The 12,073-nt window shown below is 64.1% G+C and carries 9 protein-coding genes; 1 reads left to right on the top strand and 8 read right to left on the bottom strand.

Going from position 1 to position 12,073, the window contains the following annotated elements:
- Nucleotides 1-491 precede the first annotated feature (491 nt).
- Genes VOI18_RS14045 through cysG form a run of 6 tightly spaced genes read right to left on the bottom strand, consistent with a single transcriptional unit; the run spans nt 492 to nt 6,814 of the window.
- A complete protein-coding gene (locus VOI18_RS14045; RefSeq protein WP_323763046.1) occupies nt 492-1,319 on the bottom strand; it encodes a ferredoxin--NADP reductase in 828 nt (275 codons plus the stop codon).
- Between the two features lie 43 nt (nt 1,320-1,362).
- Entirely contained in the window at nt 1,363-2,385 is a 1,023-nt protein-coding gene (locus VOI18_RS14040; protein WP_323763045.1) for a cysteine synthase A, read from the bottom strand.
- A 25-nt stretch (nt 2,386-2,410) separates the two neighbouring features.
- A complete protein-coding gene (locus VOI18_RS14035) occupies nt 2,411-3,520 on the bottom strand; it encodes a phosphoadenylyl-sulfate reductase (protein ID WP_323763044.1) in 1,110 nt (369 codons plus the stop codon).
- On the bottom strand, nt 3,507-5,144 hold the full coding sequence (locus VOI18_RS14030) for a nitrite/sulfite reductase (protein WP_323763043.1): 1,638 nt from the start codon (nt 5,142-5,144) through the stop codon (nt 3,507-3,509). Before VOI18_RS14030 ends, VOI18_RS14035 begins: the two co-directional genes overlap by 14 nt.
- Before the next feature lie 3 nt (nt 5,145-5,147).
- Complete coding sequence (locus tag VOI18_RS14025; RefSeq protein ID WP_323763042.1) at nt 5,148-5,423, bottom strand: DUF2849 domain-containing protein; 276 nt, start codon at nt 5,421-5,423, stop codon at nt 5,148-5,150.
- On the bottom strand, nt 5,420-6,814 hold the full coding sequence (gene cysG, locus VOI18_RS14020; RefSeq protein WP_323763041.1) for a siroheme synthase CysG: 1,395 nt from the start codon (nt 6,812-6,814) through the stop codon (nt 5,420-5,422). The genes VOI18_RS14025 and cysG overlap by 4 nt, the downstream gene beginning before the upstream one ends.
- A gap of 116 nt (nt 6,815-6,930) precedes the next feature.
- On the opposite strand from cysG, the gene gcvA reads away from it, so the two are divergent.
- Nucleotides 6,931-7,866, top strand: a complete 936-nt coding sequence (gene gcvA / locus VOI18_RS14015) for a transcriptional regulator GcvA (RefSeq protein ID WP_323763040.1) — start codon at nt 6,931-6,933, stop codon at nt 7,864-7,866.
- Nucleotides 7,867-8,130: 264 nt separating this feature from the next.
- On the opposite strand, the gene VOI18_RS14010 is transcribed toward gcvA, so the two are convergent.
- Both VOI18_RS14010 and VOI18_RS14005 read right to left on the bottom strand, forming a co-directional pair.
- Nucleotides 8,131-8,766 (bottom strand): hypothetical protein, encoded by a 636-nt coding sequence (locus VOI18_RS14010; protein ID WP_323763039.1) that lies wholly within the window; start codon nt 8,764-8,766, stop codon nt 8,131-8,133.
- A gap of 113 nt (nt 8,767-8,879) precedes the next feature.
- Nucleotides 8,880-11,942: a S8 family peptidase gene (locus VOI18_RS14005; RefSeq protein ID WP_323763038.1), complete on the bottom strand. Its 3,063-nt coding sequence runs from the start codon at nt 11,940-11,942 to the stop codon at nt 8,880-8,882.
- Between the last annotated feature and the right edge of the window lie 131 nt (nt 11,943-12,073).

Genomic DNA, 12,073 nt, shown 5'->3' with positions numbered 1-12,073 from the left:
CCCGCGACCTGGTCGCACGCCCTGCCGGAGTGTCGGGCTGTCATCCCCGCACGCGGACAGGCTCCGCTCGTTTCCGGGCACAAGTGACTGAGCTCGTGCCTCCCGTCCCGAAAACCAAAGCCATTATGGGTTGGCGGGAAGGGGGGAGGATAAGTTTGGTGAATTTAATTGCCAAAGCGCACTTTCCCTCTCCCTTGGGAGAGGGGCAGGGTGAGGGGTAAATCCCGGTGAGTGCACCAGGAATCCCCCTCATCCGGCCTCCGGCCACCTTCTCCCAAGGGAGAAGGAAGGGGGTGCGCAGCGGGGATAAATGCACAAAAATTTTGTCACCCCGGACGAAAACCTGCGCAAGCAGGTTGCAGATCCGGGACCCACGAGACCGTCCGGCAAGCGATGCGTTTCCCGTCGGTTCCGGATGGCGATGCCCGCCTCCGGGAAAAATGACAGGGGAAAGGAGGTGAGGAATGGCCTGACCGGCCAAAGCCGCGCCGCTACGTCGCGACAAACGCCTTCTCGACGACGAAATCCGCCGGCGCTGCATTCGAACCCTCGATGAAATTGCGGTCGAGGCAGATCTGTTTGACGTCTTTCAGCAGGCCTTCCGAGCCGCAGATCATCACGCGGTCTGCTTCGGGGTCGAGCGGCGGGACGCCGAGGCGTTCGAACAGTTCGCCGCTCTCGATCATGTCGGTGACGCGGCCCTTGATCGGCCCGTCTTCGCGGGTGACCGAGGCAAAATGGACCAGTTTTTCGCGGGCGAACTCGCCGATCAGTTCATCGTCCTTGACGGCGGCGACCAGCTCGTTGCCATAGGTCAGCTCGGCGGCTTCGCGGCAGGTGTGGGTGAGGATGACCTGGTCGAATTTCTCATAGGTCTCCGGGTCGCGGATCAGGCTGGCAAAGGGCGCGATGCCGGTGCCGGTCGAGATCATGTAGAGCCGCTTGCCGGGCTTGAGCGCATCGAGCACCAGCGTGCCGACCGGCTTGCGGCCGAGCAGGATTTCGTCGCCTTCCTTGATGTGCTGGAGGCGTGAGGTCAGTGGGCCGTCGGGCACCTTGATCGAGTAGAAGTCGAGCGCCTCATCCCAGAACGGGCTGGCGAGCGAATAGGCGCGCAGCAGCGGTTTGCCGTCTTCCTTGGGCAGGCCGATCATGATGAATTCGCCGGAGCGGAAGCGGAAGGCGTCCGGTCGCGTGATGCGGAAATGGAACAGCCGGTCGGTGTAATGCGTCACCGACAACACCGTCTCCACCGTGAACGGGCCGGGCTTGGCGGAAACGGCATTCTTCTTGGAAGGCGCGGTCGCGGTCATCGTCATGGTCTCGTACTCGGTTTCGGGTGGGGTCTGTCGGGGCGAAGCGTCAGGCCGTCACGCGCGGCGCTTCGGTATCGGCCCAAGGCGGAACAGGCAAGCCCCGCGACGACAGGAAGTCCGGGTTGAACAGCTTGCCGGCATAGCGGGCACCACTGTCACACAACATGGTGACGATGGTTTTGCCGGGCCCCAGATCACGCGCCAGACGGATGGCGCCGGCGATATTGATGCCGGCCGAACCGCCCAGGGACAGGCCTTCCGTCTTCACCAGGCCAAACAGGATGGGCAGCATTTCGGCGTCTTCGATCCGGTAGACATGGTCGACCGCGAGGCCTTCCAGATTGCCGGTGATGCGGTTGACGCCAATGCCTTCGGTGATCGACGAACCTTCGCCTTTCAGCTCACCCTTGGTGTAGTAATTATAGAGCGCCGCCCCGGCCGGGTCCGCCGCACCAATGGCGATATCGGGCTTTTGGGCGCGCAGGGCTTCGGCGACGCCGGCCAGCGTGCCGCCGGAACCGACCGCACAGATGAAACCGTCAATATCGCCGCCCGTCTGCTGCCAGATTTCCGGGCCGGTGGTCAGCGCGTGGGCACGCTTGTTGGCGAGATTGTCGAACTGGTTGGCCCAGATCGCGCCCTTGGGCTGGCTCTCATTGAGCTCCTCGGCGAGGCGGCGCGAATAATGGACGAAATGATTGGGGCTTGAGAAGGGGGCCGCGTCGACCTCGATCAGGCGGGCACCAAAGGAGCGAATGGCCGCTTTCTTCTCTTCCGACTGGGTGCGCGGCATGACGATGATGACGTCATAGCCCAGCGCGCCGCCCACCAGGGCGAGGCCGATACCGGTATTGCCGGCTGTCCCCTCGACGATGGAGCCGCCGGGCTTGAGCGACCCGTCGGCTTCCGCTTCGCGGACAATATTGAGCGCGGCGCGGTCTTTCACGGAGCCGCCCGGATTGAGGAATTCGGCCTTGCCGAGGATTTCGCAACCGGTCGCGTCGGACGGACCATCCAGCCGGATCAGCGGGGTGTTGCCGATCAGGTCAAGCACATGTTTGGCAGACACGGGCAGTGTCCTTTCGTCAGTTTTCTTATTCAGCCGCAACTTGGGCCGGGGTGTGGATTCCGCATTCGGTCTTGGTCTGGCCAAGCCAGCGACCGGAGCGGATGTCGCCATCGGCCTGAACCGGTGCCGTGCAGGTCCAGCACCCGATCGAGGCATACCCCATATCGGTCAGCGGGTGTCGCGGCAAATCGAAGCGCTGGAAATAGTCCTCGATGGCGGTCGCGTCCCAATTGGCGAGCGGATTGATCCGGACGCGGCCATTGATGCGCTCGACGACGGGCAGCGCCATGCGGCCACCACCGTGGAAGCGTTTGCGGCCGGTGATCAGGGCGTCGTAATCGCCGATGATTTCGTCCAGCGGGCGCACCTTGCGCAAGGCGCAGCAGGCGTCGGGATTTCGACGCCACAAGCGTTCGTCGCCGTCCACTTCTGCCACCGCTTCGGCGTCCGGCTTCAGGAGGCGGAGATTTGTCAGACCGAGCTGATCAGTGAGCTGGCGCTGATACTGTTCCGTTTGGGCAAACAGGCGGCCGGTATCGAGAAAAATGACCGGGGTCGCCGGATCGATCTGTGCGATCATGTGCAGGCCGACAGCCGCTTCGGCCCCGAAGGACGACATGATGGCGATCTTGCCAATCCACTCATTCTTGATGGCATCGCGCAAAATGTCCGGTGGGGACATGTCGCGATAGCGGGCATTCAGCGCGGCGAGATCGTCCTCCGGCCGCCTGTGACGATGTCGGAAGAGCGGCGTCACATTGCCCCGTCCCGGTTGATACGCGTGGGTAAAGCGCGTGCGGGCGCGGGCCCAGTCGGCGTCCAGACCCTTGCGATCCGGATCGACATCGTCAAAGCCGACGCGGATCAGGTGCTGGGCCTGATCGGGGATGAGATCGCCGACCGCACGCAGCTTGCCGGCATATCCGACGCGCTGGCGCAATTGGGTGGCCAGGGTGAAGCCACGGCCATCACTGAATTTGGGAAAGCGGATGTCGACACGGACGGCGCCGGCGATCTCGGCCTTCGCCTGGCGCCAGTCGGCATCACCGGCCAGTTCCACGATCTGTCCGCCACCGGCGGCCAGTTGGGCGTCGATGATGGGGCGGGTGTCGTCCTTGCGATCAAGCGTCAGCATAGATGGCCTCCTTGAAGGCGTCGGGACCGACACGGCGCAGCGTGTCGATGAAGCGCTCTCCGTCAGCGCGGATGTCGAGATAGGTTTCCAGCGTGCGGGCGATGGCGGCGGGAACATCCTCGCCGGCCAGGCCCTTGCCGATGATCGAGCCGATGGCGGCATCGGTCCCGAAGGCGCCGCCGAGCGTGATCTGGTAAAATTCCTCACCGCGCTTGTCGACGCCGAGCACGCCGATATGGGCGACGTGATGGTGCCCGCAGGCATTGATGCAGCCATCGATCTTGATGGTCACGTCGCCGGCTTTTTCCGACAGGCCGGTCTCGTCCAGCAGGCTGGAGATCGCCTGGGCGATCGGGATCGAGCGGGCATTGGCGAGATTGCAGTAATCCAGGCCCGGGCAGGCGACGATATCGGTCGCCAGACCGGCATTGGCCGTAGCGAGGCCGGCTTCGACCAGTCCGCTCCACACCGCTTCAAGCTTGTCATTGCGAACATGCGGCAGGATCAGGTTCTGGTCCGGCGTGGCGCGGATTTCGTCAAAGCCGTGGCGTTCGGCGAGGTCGGCGACGGCGTCCATCTGTGCGTCCGTGATATCGCCCGGCGTGCCGCCGATGGGCTTCAATGAAATCACCACAGAGGACAGGCCATTGACCGCATGGTCGCGGCGATTGCGGTCTATCCAGCGGGCAAAAGCGCGGTTCTCGGTCACCGGGACGGGCGCGGTCGCGGCCGTTTTCGGCTTGCCGAAGAAGGCGCGAATGCGGGCAATTTCCTCGGCCGGGAGTTTCAGTTCGCCGTCGCGGATCGCCGCCCATTCGTCCTCGACCTGATGGCCGTATTCCTCGGCGCCCAGCGCCTCGACCAGGATTTTGATCCGGGCCTTGTAGAGGTTGTCGCGGCGACCGTGCTGGTTGTACACGCGCAGGCAGGCGGTCAGGTAGGACAACAGGTCTTCCGGCGCCAGGAAAGGCTTGATCAGCTGGCCCAGGCGCGGCGTGCGGCCCTGGCCGCCACCGACCCAGACTTCAAACCCGGTTGTCCCGGCGTCGTTCTGCACGATCTGCAGGCCGATATCATGGACCCGGATCCCGGCGCGGTCGGCCGAGGCGCCATTGACGGCGATCTTGAACTTGCGCGGCAGGAAGGTGAATTCCGGGTGGAAGCTGGACCATTGCCTGACAATCTCGGCCCAGGGGCGACCATCTTCCAGCTCGTCGGCGGCGGCGCCGGCAAACGGGTCGGCGGTGACATTGCGGATGCAATTGCCCGAGGTCTGGATGGCGTGCATTTCAACCGCGGCGAGGCGGTCGAGAATGTCGGGAATGTCCACGAGGGCCGGCCAGTTGTACTGGATGTTCTGGCGCGTGGTGAAATGGCCATACCCCCGGTCATAATCGCGGGCGATACCGGCCAGGGTGCGCATCTGCGTGCTGTTGAGCGTTCCGTAGGGGATGGCGACCCGCAGCATGTAGGCGTGCAGCTGAAGATAGACGCCATTCATCAGCCGCAGGGGTTTGAACTGGTCCTCGGTCAGGCGACCATCGAGACGACGTGTCACCTGGTCGCGAAACTCCGCGATCCGGTCGGCCACCATGGCGTGGTCATAGCTGTCATACTTGTACATGGCTCAGGCCGTCGCTTGGGCGTGGGTGGATCCGGTCGTGGGACCGGAAAGTCGGATGCTCTCGCGGCGCCATTTCTGACCGCCGGGCCGGTCTTCCTCGAGTTCGATGAGATAGGCGCCGACAGCGATTTGGCTTTCGTCCGAGGCGATCTCCAGCGTGGCGTCGGCCTGGTCGTCATCGAGGCGGGCGGCCTCGGCGAGCTCGGTGGTCCACTGACCCGTCGCGGTGCGATAGATCACGCGGCCATCGGTGAGGCGGTTGGCGGTGACGGCCTTCATGCGAATTGCTCCTGGCCGATTGTTGCGGCGACTTGGCTGATGGCAGTGCCGGCGACTTCGCCGACAATCATGATGGTGGGTCCGCATATGGCTTCACGCGTGACCAGCCCGGCGAGATCGCCGAGCGTCCCGTAAACCCGGCGCTCCGTGTCCAGCGTGCCGTTCTCTATGAGGGCGACCGGGGTGGAGGGATCCCGTCCGGCCGCAACCATCTTCGCCTGGATATCCGGCGCGGCGCCGACCCCCATGTAGAAAACCGTCGTTGAATTGGCGGCGGACAGGGTGCGGTAATCGGCGTCCGGCCCGTCCTGCTTGACGACGCCGGAAGCAAAGGTGACCGACTGGGCATGGTCGCGATGGGTCAGCGGGATGCCGGCTGAGGCGGCGCAGGCGACAGCGGCCGTGATGCCAGGGGTGACCTCGACCGCGATCCCGGCGGCGCGGACCACATCCAGCTCTTCGCCGCCGCGCCCGAAGACAAACGGGTCGCCGCCCTTGATGCGGACCACGCGCTGACCCTTGCGGGCCTCGCGGACCAGAATATTGCCGATCTGCTCCTGCGGCACCGGGTGGTGGCCCTTGGTCTTGCCGACATCGATGCGCAGCGCGTCGCGGCGGGCCAGTTCCATCACGCCTTGCGAAACGAGGCGGTCATGCACGATCACATCGGCTTCGCGCAGCAGGCGGGCGGCCTTGAGGGTCAGAAGGTCGGGATCGCCCGGACCGGCGCCGACCAGATGGACGATCCCGTCGCGGGGTCCGGTCTCGCCGTTCAGCTCGCGCAGCATCTCGCGGCGGGCGCCGGACCTGTCGCCGGCCAGCGCGAGGTCGCGGGCCTTGCCGCGCAGGGCGCGTTCCCAGAAGGCGCGGCGGTCATCAAACTTGTCGAAGACCGACTTCACCGTGCCGCGCAGCTCGCGGGCGAGATCGGCGATGAGGCCGATACGCGCCGGCAGGACCTGTTCGATTGCGGCGCGGATGTCGACGGAGAGAACGGGGGCCGCCCCGCCGGATGCAATCGAGACAACGATGCCGTCGCGGTCGACAATGGCCGGGGTCTGGAAGTCGGAGGCGGCCGGGCTGTCGACGATATTGACCATCGCGCCCTGGCTGCGGCCCCAACGGGCCAGCTTGTCGAGCTCATGGGTCTCGCCACCGGCGAGGAAAATCAATGTCGCGCCACGAAAGTCCCGCCGCGTCGGCACACGGCGGATGATCTTCGCATATTGGGCAATATCCGAAGCAACAGGATCGCTGGACTCACCGGTGAACCAAAGCAACCGGGCTGGGGAAGACGCAAACAGGCGTGCTTTTGGCTCGGCCATCGGGCCATGCCCGACAACGATCACCGTCTGTCCATCTAGGGGAATGGAGGCAGGGAAAACACGCATGGTCACTCGTCCGTTCCTGCGCCTTCGTGGCGCGACGGCTTCAATATTTCTATTCGATGCAGTGATTACAAACGACGATTATTGGCTTTTCACGTTAGAAAATCTAAACTCATTCCATGGTCCAGACATCCCGCCTTCCGCCGCTCAATGCCCTGCGTGCCTTCGAGGCTGCTGCGAGGCTTGAAAGTTTCGCCCGCGCCGCCGACGAGCTGGCGGTGACGCCCGGCGCGATCAGCCAGCAGATCCGGCAGCTGGAAGAGCATGTCGGGGCCCCGCTTTTTGTCCGGCAGGGGCGCGGTCTGGTGCTGACCGAGGCCGGTCGCGCCGCGGCGGGCGTGACGTCGGAAGCTTTCGAAACCCTGGAACGCGCCGTCTCCGCGATGCGCCAACCGGTCCATCGCCGCGCGCTGACGGTCTCGGTCGCGCCCTCATTCGCCGGCAAGTGGCTGGCGCCGCGCCTGTTCCGCTTTCAGGAAGAAGTGCCGGGCGTTGAAGTCTGGATTGCGGCCACCTCGGAACGGGTCGATCTGGCGGCCGGTGCCGCCGATCTGGGCATCCGCTACGGGCCCGGTGGCGACATGACGCTGAATGAAGAGCGGCTGTTGGCGGAGGAAGTGCTGCCGGTCTGTTCGCCTGACCTCCTGCGAGACGGTCCCGCGCTCATCCGCGCCCATGACCTGCGGGGCCAGACGCTGTTGCATGACGCCTCACCGGAAACCGAGGTTGATGGCGCCGATTGGGCCTCCTGGCTGAAGGCCCGCAATGCGCGGGGTGTTGATGTCGCCGGTGGTGTGCGGTTCAACCAGTCCGCGCTGGTCATCGATGCCGCCGTCGCCGGCCGTGGTGTGGCCCTGGCCAAGCGGGCCCTGGTGCAGAACGATCTCGCTTCGGGACGCCTCGTGGCGTTGTTCGCCGACGGCACGACGCCGGTCCGCTCGGCCTATCACATCGTTACGGCCCGCAACCGGCCCCTGAGCCCGGACGCCCAGGCCTTCATTGCCTGGCTCAAGGCCGAAGCGCGGGTGCATGAGCATTCGGTGGATGAGTTGTGAGTAGGGCATGGACGCGGGGCGCTCGCGCACTCCGAGCCATACATCGCTTGCCGAGAGTTCGCGCTATCCGGTTTTCAAGGTCAAGGGCGCGTACGCGCCGCTTCGCGGTTTCACCCTTGAGCTTGAAAACCGGATAGCGCCTGCTGGCTGACAAGCGGTTTATGGGTAGTTCCGCGCGAGGCGCCGAGTTCCGATAAGTCTCCTTCTCCACCGTCATCCCACGGTCGCGACGAGGTCACCGTGGGATGACGGTGGGAATGGTGTTCATTCAGTTGCAGCGCACACCGGCACATAACCCGCTGCAATCGCCTTCACCGTTGGCTCTGGCGTGAGTACTTCTACCCGCTCCGGCAGGGTCTCTGGTCCCGCTGAATAGCCCGCGAACGACCAGGCCCAGACCTTGCCCCGCCAGCGTACCAGCGGCGGGCCGTTTTCAGACGCCCGGAAGAACACGGCCTCCGGCAGATCCGCCAGCTTCGCTTCATGCGTCACCTGCGCCCGCGACCGCGAATGGACCCGCGCCTTGTGCATCAGACGGTCCATGTCAGCCGCGCGGACGGGGTTGGGCAGGTCGGGATGCGCGCTCGCGAACGCAGCGCGAAAGCGGTTGAAATCCGCCCGGCGGCATTCGGCGCAGGGTCGGTGTCCGGCGGCGAGGGCGACGGCTTCGTCGGTGAAGAAGAGCTCGGTATAATTGCCCGGCGCCATCAGTTCGCGGCGGCGCGCCTTGAAGGCGAGGGTGCAGGTCACCCAGGCCTGGTGCTTCCAGCGGGCGGTGCCCAGCTGGTGGCGGGCATCATGCAGGATGCCGCGATTGCCCATCAGCGTGCCCCGGGCGGTATGGGTGCAGATGTCACCGGTGGGGGCAACGCGGTTCCGGAGCGGTGAGGGACGGGTCATGCGATCAGGATGGTGCGCCCTGGGCTGCGGTGCAATCCGGTTCCTGCGACATTAAAAAAAAGGGCCGCCGCTCCGGGGAGCGGCGGCCAGATCGCCAGTGGATGGCGGGATGATCAGAACGTGAAGTGGAAACGGGCACCGGAAACCAGGGCCGGATCCTGAATGACTTCACGACCCTCGGAGAGGTCGAGCCGACCGAAGAGGCTCAGATTGCCGGCCCCGTCCAGAAGCGGCGTCGCGTAGAGCATTTCGGCCTGCAGCGGGCGTTCGCCGCCGAGCTGCCAGGTCTGGGTTGTGATCCCGATACCGCCGGTTTCACGGTCGGTGACCCGGCCGGCCGTGTACTGCAGGCTGCCGGTTTCGACATGCAGCGGCTGGATCAGGCTGAAGCGCAGGGCATCCGACGATCCCAACACGCCGTCGCGGCGGGCGGTGATCTGGAAGGCCGTGGCGATCGGGGCGTCGGTCAGAGCAAGGGCACTGCCGTCGAACCGCGTCTCCGCCGTATGGGACACCGTGGCCGAGGCGCTCAGGGTGAGCGCTGCCGGCAGGTCGGCATCGGCACCGAACGTGACCGCATTGGTGGTCGCGCCGCCGGACAGCGACAGCATGCCGGCACCCTGGCCGCCAAGCAGGCCGGTGGCCTCGTCGAGGCGGGTATAGGTCGCGTTCAGGCTGACGGCGTCGTTCAGCTGGTGGCGGATATCGGTCACAAAAGCGAGTGAGCGATAGTCATCCATGCCCGGGATGAGGTCGTTTTCCTCACCGGTGAACGGATTGGTCCAGACCCGCTCGCTCTGACCGGACGAGAAGCCGAACGAGACCCGCGTGCTGTCGGAGATCGACAGTCCGGCCATGGCATAGGCGCCACCGGATGCGAAGCCGAGGATCGGGTTCACGCCGCCGGTTTCCGGACGGTGGTCCGAGAACATTCCAAATCCGGACTGGCTGTTCAGGGCCAGGGCGCCCTCACCGGCACCGAAGCGCAGCTGGCGACCGGATTCGGTGTCTTCGATGACGAGGCCGGCCTGGAATGGCAGGGCACCATCGGTGTGGACATCACGCGGATCGCTGCGGGACATCAGGGCATGGATCCGGAAATTGCCGCGCTGGCTCATCAGCCGGCTCATGTCGCCGGTGTCACGGAAGGACGTATTGCCATCCCAAGTGTAGACACGTTCGGCCAGATTGCCGGCCGCATCGGCCTCATCAAGCGGGCCCGATTGCTGGGTCAGCTGGCTGAGCGGGATTTCGAAGTCGCGGAATGTGTCGTTGAGGCGCTGGAAGACAGCGACTGAATTGTCTTCGTCAGCCTTGACGTCGACATGATCGAGGACGAGTGCCATGCCGTCGACTGCCTCGGCCTGGTCCTTGTCGACATAATAGTAGAGCGACTGGTCGCGGAAGGGCGACAGTGAGGCGTCGACGTCGAGCAGACCCCAGCCATAGACCTCATCGACGCCTTCCTCACCGAGGTCGTGGGCCGACCACAGCAGGACATCGGCGACATCGCTGGCTTCCAGCCATTCCCAGCGGCTCATCACCAGTGCCGCCGCACCCGTGACCAGCGGAGCCGAGAAGGAGGTGCCGGACATGCGGGTCAGGCCGCCTTCGCCGTCATTGACCAGGATCAGTTCGCCGGGTGCGACCAGGAAACGGTCCATCAGGCGATTGCCGGCTTCGCAGGTGCCGTTGGTCGTCAGACAGGCCGTGCCCGGTGTATTGGAGAAGGAGGAGATTTCCCCGCTCGGAGACACCGATCCCACAACCAGCAGGTTGTCGAGCACCGGCACATTGGTCCAGTCGATATCGGCAGTCTGCGCCAGTCCGTCATTGCCGGCGGCGAGGACAAAGAGCGTGTTCTCGGTGTGTTGGCGCACCCGGCGATGAGAGAAAATCGAAGCCCAGTTTCCGTGCAGGGTCCAGCCGGACACGCCCAGGGACATGTTGATGATATGGGTGTCCTCGCGCTTCTCGTAGAGATAGCGAAGGCCATCGCGGACATCGCGCCAGCTGGTGCTGTGGCTGTCATCAAACGGGTTGTAGACCGTGACCTTGGCATCCTGCGCCATGCCCATGCCCAGCTCGCCATCATGTTCGTCGACCATCAGGCCGGCCACGGCCACGCCGTGATTGACGTCGAGATAGTCTTCCAGGCCCAAAGCATCCTGAAGATGGAAGTTGAGTTCGTGGGGCAGGGAAAAGTCGACCACACCGATATAGACGCCCTTGCCTTCATTGGCCTGTTGCGCCAGGCGCGGGGACCAGTTGACGGTCGCCATCCAATGGTCAACCCGGTCGACCTCGACGAAGGACATCAGCCCGTCATAGAAGTCGAGGAAGAATTCCGAGCGCGCGCGGGCATCCAGTTCGGACAGGCTTTCCGGATTGTCCGGATCGATGCCATAGCGTTCGAACAGGGTGCGGAGAAAACCGTCACGGAAGGCATTGGCGGCCTTCTCTGAATCGCCGTCATCATCGTCGTCACCGTCGCCGTCGAGATCAAAACCGTCCTCGTCCCAATCCCAGGCATCGGCAACCAGTTCACCGAATACTGCTTCGGCCTGATCCAGCACTTGCGTGAGGTCGTTGAGGACCTGGCCGTACTGGGCCGGTGCATCATCCTCGAACGGGTTGATGTCACCCCAGAATGCGTTGATGTCACCCCACAGCGGGCCAACATCGCGCCAGAAGGGGGAGATGTCCTGGTAGAAGGGATTGATGTCGCCACCAAAGGGATTGATGTCACCCCAGAACGGATTGATGTCACCGTAGAAGGGATTGATATCGCCGCCGAAAGGATTGATGTCGCCCCAGAACGGATTGATGTCGCCCCAAAACGGCGAGATGTCGCCGTAGAACGGGTTGATGTCACCATAGAAGGGGTTGATGTCGCCGTAGAACGGGTTGATGTCGCCATACATGGCGCCGATCGAGCGGGCTTCGCTCTGACGCGGATCAAAGCGAAGGGTGAAGGCGTCTTCGGGAATGTGGAAGCGACCGCTTTGCACCCGTTGATGGTTCCACCCGCGCGCGTCGAAGCGCTCGAGCAGCGTTTCGTTGATATCGTTTGAAGTTGCGACAGTGTCCTGGGCCGAACCGGCGGCGGTCGCGAGAGAGAGCGCGGCGCTGGCGACGACGAACATGGCGGTCGAGTGCTTCAGGCGATTATTCATTTTTACGTCCCCCAGAGGGTTTCCTGTGATGCCTCCAATATCGCGGGGATTTGCTAAAAATTTGAAATTTTACTTGGTTTCCAAAGCCTTAATCGGTGGCGTCCCTAATTATTCGTAAACGTGCGATTGCC

The organism is Maricaulis sp., assembly GCF_034670125.1.
Taxonomy (GTDB): Bacteria; Pseudomonadota; Alphaproteobacteria; order Caulobacterales; family Maricaulaceae; genus Maricaulis.
This window is presented reverse-complemented; position numbering and strand designations above follow the sequence as displayed.